Below are 19274 nucleotides of genomic sequence, written 5' to 3'. Positions count from 1 at the left end.
ATTAAATTATGTAGTTGCTGGCGCGCTTACTGATGGTCAAAAATTAGAAACAAAATATCAAACAATAATGGCACGGTACTCAACAAAATATTTTGGATATGGAAAGGGTGTTGTTTCTTATAGTCTAATTGCTAATCATCTACCCGTTAATACCAAAGTAATTGGTGCAAATGAACATGAAAGCCATCATGTTCTGGATATTGTTTATAACAATACCAGCGATCTGAAGATTACAGCGGTATCTGGAGACATGCATAGCATCAACCGGGTTAATTTTGCAATGATGTATTTGTTTGGTTATGATTTTATGCCAAGGTTCACCCAAATAAATAGAAAAGCCGATAAAAATCTTGTTGCCTTTAAAAAGCCAAGCGAATACAGTAAATTTTTAATAAAGCCTTCTAAAAAAATACCCAAACAATTAATTATTGATGAATGGGATAATATCTTGAGAATTATCGCATCCATTGCGATGAAAGAAACCTCACAGAGTACGGTGATAAGAAAACTATCTTCTTATACACAAGCAAACTCTACTCTAAAGGCATTGATAGAGTTTGATAAGATAATTATGAGCATTTATATGCTTAAGTACATTGATGATGTTGAGATGAGACGTTGTGTCCACCGAGCATTAAATAGAGGAGAGGCATTCCATCAATTACGTTCAGCCATCCTCAAAATCAGTGGTAAGCAATTGTTAGGAAAAACTGACAAAATGTTAGAAATTAATAATCAATGCAATAAAATCTTGGCTTGTTGCATGATTTATTACAATACTGCTTTATTATCAGCTCTTTTAGAGCAGGCTAAACAACGTGGCGATGAGGCATTATGCAACGAAATTAAACGATTATCTCCCGTTGCTTGGCAACATTTTAATATGTTGGGTACATTTACATTTTGCAAATCTGAAAAACTTATTGATATTCAAGAGGTTGCGAAATTGTTGTTAGAGGATGAAACTATTAATGCTCGCTCTATAAGTCTTGCTGTATAAGAGATGTAACGGGTAATGCTGATAAACCAGCGCTATATGGAATTAACCCCTATTGGTGGCATAGAGCACGCCATGAATTTGATTTTTTATGGGTTGGATTTCACCAAATTCATCATAGCCCACAAAGGCTCGAAGTCATTACTTCTTTTTACAAGCATCCTGGAGAAATGATTATAAACTCTATCATCGGTAGTTTGCTTGTATACACAGTTCTTGGCTTATCCATTGAAGCAGGTATTATCTACACTGCCTGTACTGCGATAGGCGAATTTTTCTACCACACAAATATAAAAACACCGAGGTGGGTAGGGTATATATTTCAGCGTCCAGAGATGCATCGAATCCACCATGAGTTCAATCAACATAAAAATAATTACGGTGATATCGTATGGTGGGATATGCTATTTGGCACTTATGATAACCCCAAAGAATGGAGTAAAACCTGTGGCTTTGTTCCTGAAAAAGAGGAGCAGTTATTAAACATGTTAGTTTATAAAGACGTTCATAAAAAATGATTTTCTCTACAGAAAAAAGTTAATTTGATCCCTTCAAAAGGGTTAACCAATATCGATTATTCTATTTAATTAGCCACAAAAAAAATAGAATTATTTATTAAAAAATTAGCAACTAATTAATGAGTTTTAACCAAAAAATATCACTTATTTGGCTGTCAATTCATTATACTTATCCAGCGTTTCCTGGGTAATTTTGGCGATTTTATCAGGGCTTAACTCAAATTGACCCGTTGCTAATTCTTTAAGAATTCCATTGATTTGAATGATTAATTTATTACAGTGCTCTTCGATTTTTGAGGGCTGCTCGTCTTTATTTTGATTTTTATTGTTGGTCACAAGCAAACCTAATTCCACTAATTTTGAGACAGTATAAGAAACGCTAGCCTGTTCCCTTTTAGAAAACTTGAGTACCTGTGTATGAAGGGAATCCGGCATGGTTATCGTAATTCGAGCCATATTTTATCCTGTAATCAATGAAATAAAAATATATGCAATTGTGCATACTTTTGATTATATAATAATATTCTATTTAATAGATAGATATTTTAAAAATCCTTTATTAATAATATACAAAATAGAATAGTATGCATATTTGCATACTTAATTAAATGTGTTATATACTAATTAATATGCAAATGTGCATACTGTAAATTGCTTATATATAGAGCATTTATTGGTTGTTTTGGGGGAATGGCCTCATCAACCATAAAAAAGTGATAAATATCATGGCTTTACACAAATCAACACGTTGCGAAAGGTGTGCTTGTTTTTAGAAATGCTTATTTTGTACATTATTCGGTGAGGGTTATTTTATAGTTTTATTTTATTTTTTATGCAGCGCAAATCAATTGCGCGTATGTGATTGACTCAATTGATATTGTTCTCTAACATCCTATTTTATAAATTTTAAATGGAGTTTAAAATGATTTTTATACTTATTGTTGTAATGATTATTATATTTTTTGCGGCAATTATTATCACTAACGCAAGGAATGCAAATAATATTATAAATTTCGACATTAACTCAAACGAAACGCAATATAATCCTGCAACAGGTTTACCAATGATTGGTGCTTTAGATGACCTATCCCCTAAATTAGTACCACTTCTTTGATGAGATTCATTATCCTATGCCACCTTTCTTGCGTATTCAACAGGAGGCATATAATTTAGAGAGCTATGAGGTCGAACATTATTGTAGTGTTTACGCCATTGTTCAATCTCAAATCGTGCTTCCTCCATTGTTCGAAACCAGTGCTGATTAAGGCATTCATTTCTGAATTTCCCGTTTAAGCTCTCAACAAACGCATTTTGAGTTGGTTTTCCTGGTTGAATAAACCCTAAAGTGACATTCGTTTCTTTGCTCCAGAAAAACATCGCTTTACTAGTAAATTCTGTACCATTATCACAAATCACTTTAACAGGCTTATTTCTTTGCTCAATAAGTTGGTCTAAAAAGCGAGCCACTTGTTTGCCACTGATTGAGGTAGATATTAGCTGGCCAACCATTTCACGAGAATAATCATCCACTACATTCAATATTCGAAATCGTCTCCCATTGCTAAGTTGATCCGATACAAAATCCATCGACCAACGCTGGTTTGGTGCAGAAGGAACTTCCATTGGTTGGCGAGGACGAGTCAGTTTTTTCCTTTTCTTTGTTCGAACTTGAAGTCCCTCCTCAGTGTATAATCGATAAGTATGCTTCTTATTCTGAACCAAGCCTTCAGCTTTAAGTAGTCCATGAAGAATTAAATAACCATAGGCCGGATATTGTGCGGCTAAAACCTTGAGTCGTGTTCTGGCCTTCTCATCCGTACGTGGTTTACATTGATAACGAAATGCTGTGCGGCTTAATCCTGCCAGCTTGCAAGCTACTCGCTCACTCAACTTAAAGAAACATATTAGGTGCTCGATGATCGACTTTCTTGCTGCTGGCTTCACCACTTTTTTGATAATACATCCTTCATTGCCTCTAGCTCCAGGAGCTTATCTGCCAACAGTTTTTTAAGATTAACATTCTCTGATTCAAGCTCACGAAGACGCTTGGCCTCATTCACTTCAAGGCCAGCATACTTACTTCGCCAATTGTAAAATGTGCCTGACGAAATTCCATAGTCTCGACATATCTCTTCGACCTTTATACCTGCTTCATGCGATTTGATTGCTTTTATAATTTGTTCTTCTGTGTAACGCTTTTTCACTTTGAGATCTCCTTTTGGTTTAGTTTATCGGAAATCTCATCTATGTCATGGCATTATTTTTGGGGGATAGGTCATAGACAGCTTAGGAAATTCTATTGGTTCCAGTGCATCCGATAGAGACAATTACTGGAATAACGATTATCATCATTCAACATACAATAGCAGCAGTTATGATCCATTCAACAATCGCTATTAATAATGTATTTTTTATATTAGATATTAAGGAATTATTATGGCTTTAATCAACGCAAGAAAAACACCTGAAAAAGAAAAAATTAAAATCGAAATAAACAAAGAAATCTATTCGGAAATTAAAGAATATTGCTCATGGGTTGGTATTGATGATATTGGCCATTTTTTTGAAGAGTCATCAATTATGATTTTCTCTAAAGACAAAGAATGGAAGCAGCATCAAAAAGACAAAAAACTGAATAACGAAACCGTCTAATGTTTATTAGATAGGTGCTTATTTTTGAAAAAATATCAGCAACATTTTATTTACCTTTCCTTTTTTTAATTGCGTATAATATTCCTTCCAATAAAAGCAGACAAAAAGAGCTGATAGGATAGCTGAATCGATAAGAAAAAAGCCCATGGAATTTGGGCTTTTTTTATGGAAATTCTACCCTAATTTAATTAACTCCCAATCACCAAAGTACCCATCTTTGGTTTTAATTAAATCCTCATAAACACGCATCTCTAAACCATCAGCAATCTCATCCCACCCTGTTACTTCCCTCGCTATATTAAAATACTCATCATTAATAAAAAACACTCTGGGAACTCCGTATGTCCAGATAATGCCATCAACACCAAAAAGTGTTGCTCCTTCAAAACCCCAATCATCCATTTCTTGTTCTGGGGTATTACGTCCGTGGTATAGTCTTAATTTCATCAAAAGTTCCTTTCATCTTGCTGTTGTTATCACGCTATTTTCAGGATGAGGCAAAGGGATTTTTCTTTGCCTCTTAAAAAATTCCGTTACCTTTTTATTTCCATCATTTTTTCGGTTAACGTCCACAACGCTCGATTTAATTTCACATTTTGATCAATAGCTTTTACTTCTCTCGTTTTTGTTCGAGTGGTGTATCCGTATTTATTTAAACGATGGCCACGGATACCCCCTTTAATTAAGTTTTCTTGCAGGACATTAAACACCGTAAACAAATCATTATCTTTTTGATCTACATAACGCCTTGGTTGCAATAAACTCTTAGGATTAACGATAATACCCCCCTCTGTATCAGAGAATTTTAGTGAATGTGCAGCTTCTGCAAAAATCATTTTTTCATCGTCATTTAAATGAATGGAAGCCATATCATCTGATACATCAAGCATGTTATTTGCTGTCTCAATCACTTTGTAGGTGCCTTCAATGACATTCCCAAGAACATCCCCCTGATGTTTGATTCTGATTTCGTTATACGCTTGTCCAGCAATCATTCCATTACTGCATACAACCCGAAAAAGACCCGCCATTAGACGATAAGAAGACAAACCATCATGAGAGTTAATAAGAACCAGTTCGGGGTAAAGCCCCTGATTATTTTGCATCACATCATGGCGTTGAAAACGGAGCATGTGTTTTGCAAATGCTTTCGATTCTTGATTATGACTTTTAGTCTGAGTTGCCCAAGTCGGAAAAAAACCTTCTGAGATTAATTTTTCAATGATTTGCTCTGTTGAGATTGGTGAGTACTGAGCACTTGTTTTATATGAACTATCTTGTGTGAAGATGGAAGGAGCTAATTTAAATAATTTTTCTTTAGATAAGATGGGTAACACGATTTCTTCTCCTATGTTTTCTTTAATGTTCCTAAACGAACAAGTACATTATGACAAAACTAGGAATAAAAGTCAATTAAATACGTCTTTTAATTAGATGTTTTAATATCATTTATATGTTGGAATGTGTAATATAAATGTTAATTTAAAAACCCTTTATAAAGGTCTTGCTCATTCTCAAAATGAACATATATTCCGCCATATGTACCAGTTAACCCAATAATTCCGTTAATCGTTGGACCATCAAAACCCCAATCTTGCAAAGACTTATCAGATGTTGTTCTGCCATGGAATAAATGTAATTGCATGTTATATCCCTCTAATTTTATTCATCTCCTCTAAAACCCCACAACAAATGATCACTTTGTTGTGGGGAGGGATTTAATCAATTGCCGCAAAAATTTGCTTAAATTCATGATGTTGTCCGGCAAAATCTAAGAGAGCGTAATATTTATCTATTATTTCATCTGATTCGGTTCGCCATGCGAGATTATTTAGGGCGTAGGTTGTAGCAATAATCCCCGCTGCATCGCGAGATACGCTTCCCTCGTAGCCATTACCATGAACAAAGATATTGAATGGCTCGCTTGAATGGGGCGCTATATAAAATCCATTGTTACTCAGCTCGTAAAAATCCCAATATCCACCATGATATGTGTTGCAAATAGTACGCATTGTTCGGTATACCGTGGATTCAAAGCTTAAGTATTCTTTATTTAAATGCTTTGGGAGAAAGGCTAATCGTTGGTTGTCTGAAATTAATTGAGATTGAATGAAGAATTGTTGTCTTTCAGTATTCATGTGAAGCTCCTTATTTTTCTATTATGTTCCTAAGTGAACAAATACAGTATCTCAAAATACCTCGATAATGTCAACATAAAACATCTATTTTAATGACGTATTTTATTATTATTTTAGCTGGAACACTTGATGCCTAAATAATAATGCATCATTTTCTTTTTATACTTCCGCTTCTTAAGAGCATACGTAATATCCAAAACAAGAAAACAAAATCTATCTCCAATTTTTTTAATCATAACAATATCCTTATCAATTAATTTATCAACAGAAAGAGGCATATCCCCTTTCTGTTGGTATGCGCTTATATACGTCTTTTTATGCATAAGATGAGTAATAGAGCGCTTCACCAGACCAAATACTAGCTCTACTGACTTCATTAATCTTCACCGAACCATGAATGCCAATTCTTTTCCTAAAGGGCTGACCTATAAAATTACCGGGGATTGGCTTGGTTTTTCCACTAAAACCCGAGCCATCGGAAATAAGTTCCTGTCCTAGTTCTCGTAACTCTAGAGTGGTGCGGCCGATAAGTTTGGTCACTTCGTAAAAATCTATATTTGTTTGGTCATATCCCCAGCTTGCATAAAGGATAGAGCCTACTTGAAGGGAGTAGTGATTCATGTTTTTTCCTTATTTTATCGTTTATGTTCCTAAGTGAACAACTATATTATGACAAATCAGCAATTAAATGTCAACATATAACATCTATTTAATAGATGTATTTTATACTTGTAATATATTGACATAGTGCTGACTGCTGCTAAAATAAAAAAGTCACTAAGGACAATAATGAAAAACCGGAGCCATAACATGATTACTACAAACCAAACGAAGGCACCACCTGAGCTTATTGCTCAATTGAACAACTTTGTTTGCTTACATGGCCAAAATACGAAAACACCTATACTAAGGAATTTTAAAACCTATTTTACAATAAGGCATGCGGTCTATCATTATCGACCACCTTCATCTAAAAAAACCGATAGTTCAGATATCAATTACTATTTTAATGATCATAATAATCGATCTGGAGCAAGGCACTGTCTTTATCAGATCAGCGAAAACTCTCTTTTAGAGGCTTATAATAAGGCCAGCAAAAGAAATGAAACTGCTATTAAAAAAGTAATGGGAACAGATTGTATTAGAGATTGTATCAAGACCCCTGTTTTTGCCTTTCGAGTAAAGTGCGCCTACAAACAGCCAGGGAACAAATACTTTATTAATTTAGCAACTCATACTGGATATAGCCGTATGAATGATTCAAAGAAAACCGCATCGAATTATTACATAAATCCACAACTTACCCTGATTGAGATAATAAAATGAAAAAACTATTACGACTTGAAATTAAACAAAATTTACGTAGACCTCCACGGGTTTACGTCAAATCAATCGATTTAAAAACAATTTATGGCTCTTTTCATGTGGATGCCCCTGATGGTTTTGAGGGATGGGACTTACTGTCTGCTGAGCAAACCATTGAACTTAAACAATTCATGCAAAACGTTACAGCTGTTTATCAACACTTAAACCCTTCTCCTGCAAACACACTGACAGATTTTCGTTTTCGCCTTCCTTATGAATTTCTGGATACTTTAGAACAAATTGAGATCCTGTGTCATAAAGAAAAAGTGGAACTCAATGTGTTTGATTCGATGATTACAAGCATGATTCAGCAAATTAAAATAGCCACCAGTAAACTCTCAGGTCACTCCAAAGAACAAGCCCTTGCATTGCTAGATCGTGCCAATCTTGCTGAATATAAAAAAATTGATTTTAGCCATCAAATCAAAGCAATATTTGCAGAACTGCAAGCCATTCACAACCGTTCTGAAAAACTACACCTTAAAGCCAAAGATTTATATAACAAAGATAAAAGTTACTCTCCCCTGGCAATTAAAGGTATGGCTGAAGGTGAAACCACACCATCAAAGTGGTTGGTGTCCTGTGCTATAGATATTCTTATGGATGAACGAACCGCACCTCTTGATTCTATGCTGTCGAGTGACGATATTTTTATGCTTTGGGCAAAGCCTTTGCTGAAAGAAGCGTTCTCAAAAGAAACACTGATTAGTAAAGCGCAAAAGCTAGAGAAAAATAAGTCACTTATTGATAGAATTACACAATTTAATCAAATGAATTAATAATTTGTTCATAACTGTTCTGAGGACTTTGACTGTCATGCACCATTTTAAATTAAAAATGACTTTGTTCTTTTCTGCACTGATGATAATTCAAAGTTTAGTCGGTTATGCTTTGTTTCAACAAGTTAAGGATGATGATCAATTGATGCTTGCAACAATTCAGGCAATGACGATTATATGACCAAATCAAACTTGACTAAGAATAGAGCATTAATCACTACTTAATAGCAAATTACCCCCAAGAAATGTCTTACATAATAAACAGCATCTTGGCTAATGCCTTAATAGTGACGAAAAGCTATACTGAATTTGTTTGGCGCAGCTGAGATGTTGACAGGATGTTGAGACACTAGAGAGTTCAAGGATAAACTCAAATCAATGGCATTTACAGCTGCGCACAGGCACAAAACAAAAACCACAGTTAACCAACTAACTCTTTAGCCTTATCCCAAATATGCATCAATTCATCAAAGGGCAAGCCTTCCAGGTTAATCAACTCACGCTCTTCAGCAATCAGTTTAACCGCACGTAATCGCCTTTCAAATTTAGTTAATGATTGCCCAAGGGTTACTCGGGGACTTAACTTGCAAAAAATACACAGGGAAAACACTGCATGGAGTAAATCGCCAATTTCTTCTTGCAAAGCAGTTTGATTCGCTTTAGAAGGATCATGTTCCAGATGCTCTTTGATTTCATCACACTCACTGTGAATTTGATTCATGATTTGGTCTGCACTTTGCCACTTGAAACCAAATTGAGAGGCTTCTTCCTCCAGAGCACTAATTTTATCCAAAAGATCCATGTTCAGCCTAAAGGTGATTTGATGAGTACTGTATGTTGTTTTCAACCACCAACCATGAGCCCTTCATCATAATATTTGATAACTAAATCTGATTTTACAACGGTTAATAGCTGCGCGTAAAATAGCATAGCTCTACCAATAAGTATCTTTAAAAGCTATTTTTCAACTCGAATAGAGAATATATTTGACACTATTTTCAAAAAATGAAACAATCTTGCCAGGTTTGAAACTGACCCATCCGTCTGCATCCTATAAAGGAAATGGTAAATAGTTTAATCAACAAGTTTATTGGTAGTTATCTTTATTCTGAATCATAAAGGGAATCCATAACGCAGACACTGGTATTTTTTCCCAATTGATGAGGAACTTATGATGTTGTCTATAGAATCCGTTAAAAAACAAGCCAACCTACTTAAAACATTCCTAAATGAAAAGCATAGCAATATTTCACACTCATCTTGCTTACAAGCTATAGCAAAGATAAATGGCTACAAAGATTGGAATACTATGCAATCAATGCTTGATCACCAAGAAGAGATTAATGATATGTCCTATGATAATAACCCTAAATCCTATGTGCATGATGTTGCAGACCGATTACATGAGCTAGAATCTTATGTATATGAATTAGCTAACCAGGTAGATAAAATTCAGTCTAAAGTAGATGAACATGATCCCTATATTTTGATGCAACAAGGAATAGATCCCTGGAACCCACCAGATTAATACAAGCATCTCAAGTGCCACCAAGAACTTATAATAATTATCAGGAATACTTATATGTCATACTCTATGAATATCGAAGTTAATGAATTCCCTTTTCAATTTGGACGAATGGGCTATCAAACCCCTTCTATAGGAATTTTTATTGATTTTTCTAATGTTAAAATTAAAGAAGCAATAGAGACAGGAAATGAAAATTTTTACAATGCTATTAAATCAGTTTTAAGTCAAGGTGATGAAATAGATGCTTTGTATGAAATGACTAATTTTGAACATTATGCATTACAAGGCCATGGATGGAGAGCACTAACGGAATACTACGATTTTGCCTCTCTTGAAAAATTTAAATTTCAGGCTGAATTAGTACTTGCCAGCAAACATGCAAACGAAGAGCAACTCCGAGTTGCTAGAACCATCATTGATGTTTTAAATGGAACATATAAATTTCCACCACCACCTGAAAAGTCTCCTGAAGAAAAAGCAAAAGCCGCTTTTGAGCGTAAGAAACCAAAACTTAAATTGAAATTGACAATTGATAGAGGTTATAAATGCGATCAATGTGGTAATTCAACTGAAAACAGTCTTTGTCTCATCCGAAGAGATAATTCCATTCTTAATTATGAGATTGATAACTTAGTGTTAAGATGTAGAAAATGTATGAATAAGATGAGAAGTAAACAATAAATTTGTATCGCTCTGTCTCCATCTGGGTAGCAAAAAAAAACCAGATGGAGACAGGATAGAGTTCATTACCCAACCACAGCAAATCAAATGAAAGCCATTAACCGCCAAATACTATAGCTACTGTAACACATAACGTTGATAATATTTTTTGACTAAATTTTGAGATTCTCTAGAGTTTGCGAACCATGTTTGAAATCAAAATAGCCGAACCCTCTTCCCTGTCATAATATCCACAAACCCATCCTATTATGAAAAGGGGTATTAATTACACCAACTATTTTTGTACCTATATTATTGACATGTTTCCAAGTTTGATTAAAAATATGATTTTGGTTAGACAGAAACCATGCGTCTGCGTACTAAAGCTTTCACGAGTACTGTCATTGAACAAATGTTCTCTAAATCATAATAAACCATAGCTTATAAATGTTATAGGAAGCAGACGACATAACGTTAGTGAGCGCAAATGAGGTTTATATGATTACTCCAATTTCACCAACATATCTTAAGCAAAAAGCAAAAAAACTAAAGAAAAGCGATAACTTATCAATGTGCGTAGCTCTCGATGAGGTTTCAAAGTTTTATGGATTTTCTAATTACAGACACTATTTAAATGTTTTTGAATCTAATCAAAGGCAATCGAAAAATCCTATCTTAGATTATATTGAATACTTCAAAATCCAAGCAAATAACCTAATCGAGGATTACAAAACCCAAACACCTTATTTTGATGATGTAATTGAAGATTATTTGTATCAATACAACCCACAGCACTTTGATATAGATGAAATTATAATGTCATTTGATGTAGACGAGAAAAATTTTAACCTAACAGAGGCTCAAGACATAATCGCGTATTATGCTGGCTATGAAAAATGGCAGGATATGTTGAATATTTCTGAAAGTGACTTAATACTTGCCAAATTATTATTCGATAACAAAAATATCATAGATATTGAAGATTGGCATATGTATATCGCAAACGCCGAAGATGATAACCATACAACCTTTGATCCCGAATCGAAAATTGAAATATTAAATAAAATTTTCCTTAATATTTGGTAATGCAAACTGGATCTGTTCCCAATAGAAATGCTGTTAGATATCAAAAATAATAGGTTTTAAAATGAAAATTGAAATTATTGAGTCAAAAACTTATAGAAAACAAACTTACAATATTTGCTTTGACGGTCGAGAGTATTTCTTAATGGCTATTAACTCGATTGGAATTCCGGAGGTCATGACTTACCATCCCACCCTTGAGGATGCAAGTGACTCATACGATCAATTACCGGGCAAAAGAGGATGTGCTCAGTGCTAGCAAGAATTATTAAGCACTATGTTTGAAATAACATCCTAATTTAATTGAAAACATTATGGATGGTTACAAGAGTAGTTAAAGGTGTCTGCTAAAGTCCATCGATTGATGCAACACCCGAATAACTGCAATACCATAATGAGTCATTTTGAAGAAAATAACATGAGAACCTACGTTGAAAGCCCTCAAATCCTGACGGACATAATCACATGTTCGAGAAATAAGTGGATCATCTGCAAGATACTGGAAGCTTGTTTGAATTGCCAAAATATAATCTTCTGTCCTTTTGATCCCAAACTCTCTTATACTGTATAAATAGATTGACTCAAGATCCTCTATAGCCTTTGGATAAAGACGATATGTTTTATTTGGCATGAGGTACTTTCTTCATTCGCCCAAGAAATTCTTCCGCATTCCACATTAATGGATCACCGCTCCCCTCCCCTTCATCGATAAGATGACGCAACTGCTCAAGCTTTGATTCAGCTTGTTTTTCACGAAGAAGACGTAATGATTCTCTTAATACTTCGCTATTACTTCTATAATCTCCTGAATCCACAAGAAACTCAACATAATCACGAAGTTCACAGCCCAAATCCACTGTCATTGTGCGCGCCATAAATACCTCATCAATGTAAGTAAATGTCTTACATTTAGTATATAAGACATTTGCTTACATTTCAAATCAATCATAGCTATCGCTAGAGTACACCCTTGTGATAATTTTTACTGTCATTTTCATAAGACGACTTCACTTTCAATCCTGATTTGATCGCACTTGTGCACCCGACTTCTAACTAACTGAATTTCAGTAGCCATCTTCACTATTTGTAATTATACTCAGAAGCGGGCTTCACCAGAAGATCATTAAGATGGATTCTAACGATAGTGTTCTAATTGAAAAGGGATTACTTTCAGCTTCAGGCAGTGAGTGGAAGTGTGCACGTTTGCGTGCAGAAATAATTGCACCGCTGGCACAACTAAAAGTTGTAACTTGGGAACTTGCTGATAATGCCGCAGTACAACTAGGCCTTTCTCGAAGACAAATTTATGCGCTAATAAAGCGTTATCGTCATGGCCAAGGGTTAGTGAGCGATATGCTTTTAAATAAATCCAATGGGGGAAAAGGTAAAAGCCGTTTGCCTGAAGCAGTTGAACAGATTATTCGAGAAGTATTGCGATCGCATTATCTAAACAAACAAAAATTATCCGAAACTGTTATTTGGAATGAAATTAAACAACGTTGTCGCAAGCATAATCTTTCAGTCCCTGCCCTCAATACAGTTCGCCTAAGAATACAATGGCTAGATCCTTATGTCTTGACTCGAAAACGCGAAGGAATTGATGCCGCAAGAACATTGCAATCTTCAGGAGGTGTTCCACCAGCAATTGTTGCTCCGCTTGAGCAAGTTCAAATTGATCACACGATTATTGATCTAATGATAGTTGATGACATTCATCGCCAACCAATCGGAAGACCCTATATTACTGTAGCTATTGATGTTTTTAGCCGCTGCTTGATTGGGATGTTGATTACGTTGGAGGCACCTTCATCTGTTTCTGTTGGGTTATGTCTTGCGCATGCTGTATGTGATAAGCGCCCCTGGCTCGATCGTCTTGGTTTGGACATCGATTGGCCTATGATGGGAAAACCTTTATTACTTTATCTTGATAATGGCGCTGAATTCAAAAGTGAAGCATTACGCCGTGGATGTGAGCAACATGGTATTGCGCTGGATTATAGGCCATTAGGTAAAACTCATTATGGAGGTATTGTTGAACGCATCATTGGCACGCTCATGCAGAAAATACATGAGTTACCCGGCACAACATTTTCTAACCCCTCTCAAAAAGGCGATTATGATTCTGAAGCTAAAGCTGCATTGTCGCTTAATGAGTTAGAACGTTGGCTGGTATTAGCCGTGAGCCATTATCATGGCAGTGTTCATCATACGTTGAATCAAACCCCTGCCTCTCTTTGGTCTGAGGGTATCACGCAATTTGGTAATGTGCCTACAGTTAGCAATCCCCGTGCATTTCTTATTGATTTTCTACCCGTGTTACGCCGACAAATTAATCGCGGTGGGTTTTTAGTAGATCACATCGCATATTATGCTGATGTACTTAAACCATGGATTGCAAATCGCCATCAATTACAAAAATTTATTATCAGACGCAATCCACTGGATTTAAGCCGCATTTGGGTATTGGATCCTGATAGTAACCGATATATTGAAATTCCTTACCGGTTTATTTCCAGGCCAGCATTAACGTTGTGGGAACACCGTCAAGCAATGGAGAGATTGCGCGCAAAAGGCTGCTCACAAATTGATGAAACCATGTTGTTTAGTATGGTTTCACAAATGCGAGAAATAACAAAAATGGCTAAAAAAACCACACGTAAAACCAGGCGCAATCAGCAGCGCCTTAGCCAAATAGCTCAACTGCCAATCATTCAGGAAAAAACCGACCTAAAAATAGAACCTCCTACAGACATAACCACTGAGGTTGCTCGGCCTTTTGACCAAATTGAGGAGTGGTAATTATGAGTGAAGAGACAGTTCTTGATTTATCTCATCTCATTCCATCAATGCAAAAAATTGCCATGCTACCTTCAGCTGAACGTGTTCAAAGGGTTCGTGCAGATCGCTGGATCGGATACCCAAAGGCAATGGCAGCCATAGAAAAGCTGGAGTCGCTACTTAATTGGCCATCGAAGCAACGCATGCCAAATCTTTTGATTGTCGGTCCAACTAATAACGGCAAGTCAATGATCATTGAAAAATTTCGTCGTACTCATCCTCCCATTACTGAGCCTGATTCAGAAAAAATTCCCGTCGTTAGTGTACAAATGCCTTCTGAACCATCAGTAAAACGGTTTTATTCTGCTTTACTCATGGCAATCGGTGCTCCAATTCGTCCAAGACAGCAATTAGCAGAAATAGAAGAACAAGCATTAAGATTATTACGTACTGTTAAAGTCAAAATGTTAGTCATTGATGAGCTGCATAATATTATGGCTGGAGCTGGTAGTAGTCGGCGTGAATTTCTTAATCTTTTACGCTTTTTAGGGAATGAATTACGGATACCGTTGGTAGGCATTGGTACAAAAGAAGCTTACTTGGCCATCCGTTCAGATGACCAATTAGAAAATCGTTTTGAACCCCTGGTGCTACCTATCTGGCAAGAAGGTAGCGAACTGCAATCATTATTGGCAAGCTTCGTTGCCTTACTGCCTTTGCGTAAACCATCATTTATTGCCACATCAGATATGTCACGTTATTTATTGGCGAGAACAGAGGGAACCATTGGTGAACTTGCACAATTATTAACATGTGCCGCCATTGCTGCAATCGAATCAGGGGAAGAGTCTCTTAATTCGCGAACACTAAGTTTAGCTGATTATGACGGTCCGACAGCAAGAAGACGAGCTTTTGAGCGTGAATTATAATGAATCGATTGCGTTGGCCATTACATCCTTCGCCATTTAAAGAGGAAAGCCTGTTATCTTGGTTAGCAAGAATTGCAAATTGTTATAATTTTACGGTTGATGAACTGCTGAAACATGATTTAGGGTACTATGGAGAGATCGATACACTTAATATCAGTGCACCACAATGGCTTTTGGAATTATTATCTAATCGTACAGGCATTGATGAACATGATATTTATGCAATGACTTTGTCTGCATGGACTCCCCTCCTGCTTGATGATCTCTTTGAAGAAAATTCTGATTTTGAAGCTTATGTTCAATCTTACTCACTTTTATTACCTTTAAGTAAACGCAAAAAATATAATCCCAAGAAACCTTGGAAGCCCTGGTTATCTCAACCATTGATGTTTTCAAAAGCTTGCCCTATTTGTGTGGATATCAATAAGGCTGGTGCAATCTCATTGATATGGTGCTTGCCATTAATGTTAAGTTGTCCTATTCATCAATGTCTATTACTTCAATGTCATATTTATCAAGGACACCATATTGTTTGGGCAAAAGAAAATGAGCCACCAATTTCAATATCCCCTGCCATAAGTAAAATGGATCAGCGCACTTGGTCAGCGTTAACAGAAGGCAAGGTTGTTTTACCACACAGAACAATACATGGAGGCGTTTGGCTCCGACTATTACGCACAGTGCTTGATGAATTACATATCCCGCAGTCTTCAAAAAATATTACCAATCTTTGGGCATCGCTAGGGCTAACTCCAAGAGGCGGACAAGCACGATGGCGTCCTTATGAATTATTGCCTCTAAAAACACAACAGCAAACACTAATAGCTGCTGCAAAAATTATTGACCAAATAGAAAAAGGATTGATAAACACTGCTGGAAAGCAGGCTTTTTTGTTTTTACCAGAACTTCGAAGCAATAAAGATCTACCGTCTTTTCCAAAAAGAAAAAAAGAAGCAATAATGAATCCAGAATCGCCGTTTCTAAAAGCAATGGACTCCTTTAATCGATTAGTCGAGATTGCAAAAAAAGACCCTCTTGTAGCCAGAAATTTCCGTAATTCAATTTTATGCGGGAGAGTAGATTTTGAATCAATTCAAGAAACTAATCGTTCATTAATCAAAATTGGTATACCGTCAGAATTTTTAGTAACATAATCAAAATAGATAATGATTTAAAAGACGTTAATTTAGTGACTGAATAAGTGACTGGTTTTATTGAGATCTTGACGCAAATTCAAGTTGTCACATAATCGAACGTTTTTGTGACTCAAAAGATGGAGAGAAAAATGCTGGTTGGGTATATGCGGGTGTCAAAAGCAGATGGTTCGCAAAATATGGATCTACAGCGTGATGCCTTATTAGAAGCAGGTGTTGATCCGAATCAAATTTATGAGGACTTTGCTTCAGGAAAACGTGACGATCGCCCAGAACTTGCTAACTGTTTAAAGGCATTACGTAAGAACGATATTCTAGTTGTCTGGAAGCTGGATCGACTCGGTCGCGATCTGCGCCATCTTGTTAATACGGTTCATGATTTAACAGCTAGAAATATTGGATTTAAAGTATTAACAGGACATGGTGCTACTATTGATACAACAACCGCGGCAGGAAAGCTCGTGTTCGGTATATTTGCAGCACTTGCTGAGTTTGAACGTGAAATGATTAAAGAACGAACCCTTGCTGGAATAGCCTCTGCTCGTGCACGCGGCAGAAAAGGAGGAAGACCTTATAAAATGACTCCTGCAAAACTCAGACTTGCAATGGCCTCTTTAGGTCAAGTTGAGACTAAAATCGGTCCATTATGTGAGGAGCTTGGAATTACAAAACAAACTTTGTATCGACATCTAACACCAACAGGTGAATTACGAGATGATGGAAAAAAATTACTTGGTATAATTTTATCTTGATAGGCCTGACTGATAGGCCTGACCGATCCATTTCCGAAAAATATAGTATAATAAATTATCGACACTTTGATAATAAAATTTTCATGAAAAACAAATTTGAAATTAAAGATAGGATGAAAGCAGGAGGGATTACCAGCGCGTCTTTTGCTACGGTTGATTCTCAAGGTCATGTCATACCGGATCCTGTAAATATCGCAGACCCAAATTTGCAACTCGAAGTCACAAAAGATACGGTCTTTCAATGTGCTTCTCTGAGTAAACCTGTATTCGCTTATCTAGTTTTAAAATTAATCGAGACTAATAAGACAAAATCTTCTGAAGAGGATTGGGTGGGAAAATTTAAAACGGATTTTAATTTAAAGACCCCTTTATACACACTCTTTAAAGATAAAGGTGTAGTATTAGAGGGCGATAATAACCCTTTTCTTAAGCTATTCAGTGACCAAAAACAAGCAAAGCAAATAACCGCTGAAATGGTTTTATCCCATACAACTGGGTTACCTATAGTGGGTAAGCCACCGTATCAATTCCAATTTGAACCTGGTACACATTACGCGTATTCGGGACCTGGTATTGAATGTTTACAAGTAGCCATTAAAGAATTAACGGGTTTGAGTCTGGAAACATTGGCTCGAGAGCATGTATTTGGAGAGCATGCGTTAAAGATGCCTAATAGCACTTATGGTTCTGAAGGTATAGCAGCCAATAGCCTAAAAACAACTGCAGAGGAATATGCCAAATTCATAGTGGCTTGGATTAACGATGATAAATTAAATTATGCATTTAACCCAATAAAACCTGCCGACTCTATGACAAATGACTTTTTTCCAAACCAAAAATCAGTTGGTAGGCTTGTTGAAAACATAAATATTGAAGAATCCGATAGAAACCGTGTAGCTTGGGGTTTAGGGATAGGACTAGTAAAAAACGAGCAAGGCCAAGTGATAGGAGTTTATCATACTGGTGATAGTGGCGAGGGTGGAGTTGAATGGAGAGCAGGGTTTGGTGCAGTCATTGATCCTCAAAGTAAACGTTGTATTGAAGCTTCGGTTTATCTGACCAAATCACCTAATGGACATATTCTCGCAGAGAAAGTCTTGCCTGATATATTAAAATCTGGGCTCGATTATTTTTTTCCAACATATGGCTTTGCACGCAATGCCGAAGAGTTAGATGGAACAAATTTTCATGGGATGAATCCCCAAATTTTAAAAGCTGAATTAAAAGAAATGGCCTACAAAACAAAACCCTCAACCCCACAGTTCGAGCAAAACCTTCAATCGGTAGAAAATCCTTCTAAATCATCAGAAGAGAATGTTACTAAATCCACTGACAGTACTCAAAAAATGTTTCATCAAATGAATGTTAGTCCCTTATCAACCAGACCAGTACCCTCGGAAAAAACTGTTAAATCTCAAGAGAAAGAAACAAGCTCTGCCAAGCAAGTTCAAGAAGTTGAGAAAACAGAAGGGGATACAATACAAGAAGAGCGGCAATTTAACCCAACGCCACTCTCTACATCATATGATCCTTACAAGCAATGACTTTCACCTATATACAGAGCTGTATCTCCATCCAGATCATTTGGGAAAATAAGGGTAAAAATATTGTGTACATCAACAGTGAAAATGTCTTCTGAAATTAGTGCAACTCACTTCTGAAAATGACATTTACCTCTTCTTGAGCTCCTCTATTTTTTCTATCAATAGAGTTTTATTTTTATTTATGATACGGTAATATCACTGCATTTAAATTTTATTGATAGGGAAATTCATGGCGCTTGTTGGTTATGCTCGCGTTTCCACCACTGACCAAAATTTGGATATTCAACTTGCTGCTTTAAAAAGCGCTGGATGCAAAAAAATCTTTTCCGAGAAAAAAAGTGGGACTTCAAAAAAAGACCGAACCGCACTGGATGAATGTATGGAGTACATTCGTGAA

26 protein-coding genes and 1 pseudogene are annotated in these 19274 nt (G+C 36.1%); 17 read left to right on the top strand and 10 right to left on the bottom strand.

Going from position 1 to position 19274, the window contains the following annotated elements:
- Positions 1 to 40: 40 nt before the first annotated feature.
- Both OQJ26_RS10965 and OQJ26_RS10960 read left to right on the top strand, forming a co-directional pair.
- Positions 41 to 1000: pseudogene (locus OQJ26_RS10965) on the top strand (Tn3 family transposase); the annotation flags it as partial.
- Positions 997 to 1515: a sterol desaturase family protein gene (locus OQJ26_RS10960; protein WP_322783966.1), complete on the top strand. Its 519-nt coding sequence runs from the start codon at positions 997 to 999 to the stop codon at positions 1513 to 1515. The pseudogene OQJ26_RS10965 and the gene OQJ26_RS10960, both read left to right, overlap by 4 nt.
- A 144-nt stretch (positions 1516 to 1659) precedes the next feature.
- Here the strand turns inward: OQJ26_RS10960 and OQJ26_RS10955 are convergent, their stop codons facing one another.
- Positions 1660 to 1971 (bottom strand): hypothetical protein, encoded by a 312-nt coding sequence (locus tag OQJ26_RS10955; protein WP_265703869.1) that lies wholly within the window; start codon positions 1969 to 1971, stop codon positions 1660 to 1662.
- Between the two features lie 466 nt (positions 1972 to 2437).
- On the opposite strand from OQJ26_RS10955, the gene OQJ26_RS10950 reads away from it, so the two are divergent.
- Positions 2438 to 2629 (top strand): hypothetical protein, encoded by a 192-nt coding sequence (locus OQJ26_RS10950; RefSeq protein WP_265703868.1) that lies wholly within the window; start codon positions 2438 to 2440, stop codon positions 2627 to 2629.
- Positions 2630 to 2643: 14 nt separating this feature from the next.
- Here OQJ26_RS10950 and OQJ26_RS10945 read toward each other — a convergent pair.
- A protein-coding gene (locus OQJ26_RS10945) for an IS3 family transposase (protein WP_265674795.1) occupies positions 2644 to 3719 on the bottom strand; the annotation gives its coding sequence in 2 pieces (ribosomal slippage) (positions 2644 to 3470 and positions 3470 to 3719; 1077 coding nt in all).
- A gap of 232 nt (positions 3720 to 3951) precedes the next feature.
- On the opposite strand from OQJ26_RS10945, the gene OQJ26_RS10940 reads away from it, so the two are divergent.
- Positions 3952 to 4167 carry a hypothetical protein gene (locus OQJ26_RS10940; protein WP_265703867.1) on the top strand — a complete coding sequence of 72 codons (216 nt, stop codon included), beginning with the start codon at positions 3952 to 3954 and terminating at the stop codon, positions 4165 to 4167.
- Between the two features lie 174 nt (positions 4168 to 4341).
- Here the strand turns inward: OQJ26_RS10940 and OQJ26_RS10935 are convergent, their stop codons facing one another.
- The 5 genes from OQJ26_RS10935 to OQJ26_RS10915 form a co-directional block, all read right to left on the bottom strand.
- Complete coding sequence (locus tag OQJ26_RS10935) at positions 4342 to 4614, bottom strand: hypothetical protein (RefSeq protein WP_061363908.1); 273 nt, start codon at positions 4612 to 4614, stop codon at positions 4342 to 4344.
- Positions 4615 to 4700: 86 nt separating this feature from the next.
- Positions 4701 to 5504, bottom strand: coding sequence for a DUF932 domain-containing protein (locus OQJ26_RS10930; protein ID WP_058464671.1), 804 nt, complete (start codon positions 5502 to 5504; stop codon positions 4701 to 4703).
- Between the two features lie 140 nt (positions 5505 to 5644).
- Positions 5645 to 5812, bottom strand: a complete 168-nt coding sequence (locus OQJ26_RS10925; protein ID WP_265703866.1) for a hypothetical protein — start codon at positions 5810 to 5812, stop codon at positions 5645 to 5647.
- A 73-nt stretch (positions 5813 to 5885) separates the two neighbouring features.
- On the bottom strand, positions 5886 to 6305 hold the full coding sequence (locus OQJ26_RS10920; protein ID WP_265703865.1) for an antirestriction protein: 420 nt from the start codon (positions 6303 to 6305) through the stop codon (positions 5886 to 5888).
- Between the two features lie 315 nt (positions 6306 to 6620).
- Positions 6621 to 6926 carry a hypothetical protein gene (locus OQJ26_RS10915; RefSeq protein WP_058464674.1) on the bottom strand — a complete coding sequence of 102 codons (306 nt, stop codon included), beginning with the start codon at positions 6924 to 6926 and terminating at the stop codon, positions 6621 to 6623.
- Between the two features lie 189 nt (positions 6927 to 7115).
- Here OQJ26_RS10915 and OQJ26_RS10910 point away from each other — a divergent pair, with 189 nt between their 5' ends.
- Genes OQJ26_RS10910 through OQJ26_RS10900 form a run of 3 tightly spaced genes read left to right on the top strand, consistent with a single transcriptional unit; the run spans position 7116 to position 8630 of the window.
- Positions 7116 to 7631 (top strand): hypothetical protein, encoded by a 516-nt coding sequence (locus OQJ26_RS10910; RefSeq protein ID WP_265703864.1) that lies wholly within the window; start codon positions 7116 to 7118, stop codon positions 7629 to 7631.
- On the top strand, positions 7628 to 8449 hold the full coding sequence (locus OQJ26_RS10905) for a hypothetical protein (protein ID WP_265703863.1): 822 nt from the start codon (positions 7628 to 7630) through the stop codon (positions 8447 to 8449). Before OQJ26_RS10910 ends, OQJ26_RS10905 begins: the two co-directional genes overlap by 4 nt.
- Positions 8450 to 8486: 37 nt before the next feature.
- Positions 8487 to 8630: a hypothetical protein gene (locus tag OQJ26_RS10900; RefSeq protein WP_157061449.1), complete on the top strand. Its 144-nt coding sequence runs from the start codon at positions 8487 to 8489 to the stop codon at positions 8628 to 8630.
- A 240-nt stretch (positions 8631 to 8870) separates the two neighbouring features.
- Here the strand turns inward: OQJ26_RS10900 and OQJ26_RS10895 are convergent, their stop codons facing one another.
- Positions 8871 to 9251, bottom strand: a complete 381-nt coding sequence (locus OQJ26_RS10895) for a MazG nucleotide pyrophosphohydrolase domain-containing protein (protein WP_058464677.1) — start codon at positions 9249 to 9251, stop codon at positions 8871 to 8873.
- Positions 9252 to 9620: 369 nt separating this feature from the next.
- On the opposite strand from OQJ26_RS10895, the gene OQJ26_RS10890 reads away from it, so the two are divergent.
- The 4 genes from OQJ26_RS10890 to OQJ26_RS10875 all read left to right on the top strand — a co-directional run bounded on the left by OQJ26_RS10890 (position 9621) and on the right by OQJ26_RS10875 (position 11979).
- Positions 9621 to 9977 carry a glyoxalase superfamily protein gene (locus OQJ26_RS10890; RefSeq protein WP_131775193.1) on the top strand — a complete coding sequence of 119 codons (357 nt, stop codon included), beginning with the start codon at positions 9621 to 9623 and terminating at the stop codon, positions 9975 to 9977.
- Positions 9978 to 10031: 54 nt separating this feature from the next.
- Positions 10032 to 10658 (top strand): HNH endonuclease, encoded by a 627-nt coding sequence (locus tag OQJ26_RS10885; protein WP_058464679.1) that lies wholly within the window; start codon positions 10032 to 10034, stop codon positions 10656 to 10658.
- Between the two features lie 477 nt (positions 10659 to 11135).
- Positions 11136 to 11723, top strand: coding sequence for a hypothetical protein (locus OQJ26_RS10880; protein WP_058464680.1), 588 nt, complete (start codon positions 11136 to 11138; stop codon positions 11721 to 11723).
- 61 nt (positions 11724 to 11784) lie between these two features.
- The gene (locus OQJ26_RS10875; protein ID WP_058464681.1) at positions 11785 to 11979 is read left to right on the top strand and encodes a hypothetical protein; all 195 of its coding nucleotides are present in this window, start codon (positions 11785 to 11787) and stop codon (positions 11977 to 11979) included.
- 75 nt (positions 11980 to 12054) lie between these two features.
- Here the strand turns inward: OQJ26_RS10875 and OQJ26_RS10870 are convergent, their stop codons facing one another.
- Both OQJ26_RS10870 and OQJ26_RS10865 read right to left on the bottom strand, forming a co-directional pair.
- Positions 12055 to 12351 carry a type II toxin-antitoxin system RelE/ParE family toxin gene (locus tag OQJ26_RS10870; RefSeq protein ID WP_058464682.1) on the bottom strand — a complete coding sequence of 99 codons (297 nt, stop codon included), beginning with the start codon at positions 12349 to 12351 and terminating at the stop codon, positions 12055 to 12057.
- On the bottom strand, positions 12341 to 12595 hold the full coding sequence (locus OQJ26_RS10865; RefSeq protein ID WP_265703862.1) for a type II toxin-antitoxin system ParD family antitoxin: 255 nt from the start codon (positions 12593 to 12595) through the stop codon (positions 12341 to 12343). The genes OQJ26_RS10870 and OQJ26_RS10865 overlap by 11 nt, the downstream gene beginning before the upstream one ends.
- Positions 12596 to 12848: 253 nt before the next feature.
- On the opposite strand from OQJ26_RS10865, the gene OQJ26_RS10860 reads away from it, so the two are divergent.
- The 6 genes from OQJ26_RS10860 to OQJ26_RS10835 all read left to right on the top strand — a co-directional run.
- Positions 12849 to 14519, top strand: a complete 1671-nt coding sequence (locus tag OQJ26_RS10860; protein ID WP_265703861.1) for a Mu transposase C-terminal domain-containing protein — start codon at positions 12849 to 12851, stop codon at positions 14517 to 14519.
- 2 nt (positions 14520 to 14521) lie between these two features.
- On the top strand, positions 14522 to 15427 hold the full coding sequence (locus tag OQJ26_RS10855; protein WP_265703860.1) for a TniB family NTP-binding protein: 906 nt from the start codon (positions 14522 to 14524) through the stop codon (positions 15425 to 15427).
- Entirely contained in the window at positions 15427 to 16581 is a 1155-nt protein-coding gene (locus OQJ26_RS10850; protein WP_265703859.1) for a TniQ family protein, read from the top strand. The genes OQJ26_RS10855 and OQJ26_RS10850 overlap by 1 nt, the downstream gene beginning before the upstream one ends.
- Before the next feature lie 131 nt (positions 16582 to 16712).
- Positions 16713 to 17333 carry a recombinase family protein gene (locus OQJ26_RS10845; RefSeq protein WP_265703858.1) on the top strand — a complete coding sequence of 207 codons (621 nt, stop codon included), beginning with the start codon at positions 16713 to 16715 and terminating at the stop codon, positions 17331 to 17333.
- A gap of 83 nt (positions 17334 to 17416) precedes the next feature.
- Positions 17417 to 18877, top strand: a complete 1461-nt coding sequence (locus OQJ26_RS10840) for a serine hydrolase domain-containing protein (RefSeq protein WP_265703857.1) — start codon at positions 17417 to 17419, stop codon at positions 18875 to 18877.
- 229 nt (positions 18878 to 19106) lie between these two features.
- Positions 19107 to 19274 (top strand): recombinase family protein (locus tag OQJ26_RS10835; RefSeq protein ID WP_265704010.1); only part of this gene is annotated, 168 nt, incomplete at its 3' end.

Origin of the sequence: Legionella sheltonii, assembly GCF_026191355.1 — a bacterium.
GTDB classification, from domain to species: Bacteria; Pseudomonadota; Gammaproteobacteria; order Legionellales; family Legionellaceae; genus Legionella; species Legionella sheltonii.
The sequence above is the reverse complement of the archived record's forward strand: the minus strand, read 5'-3'. Positions and strand labels throughout refer to the sequence as shown.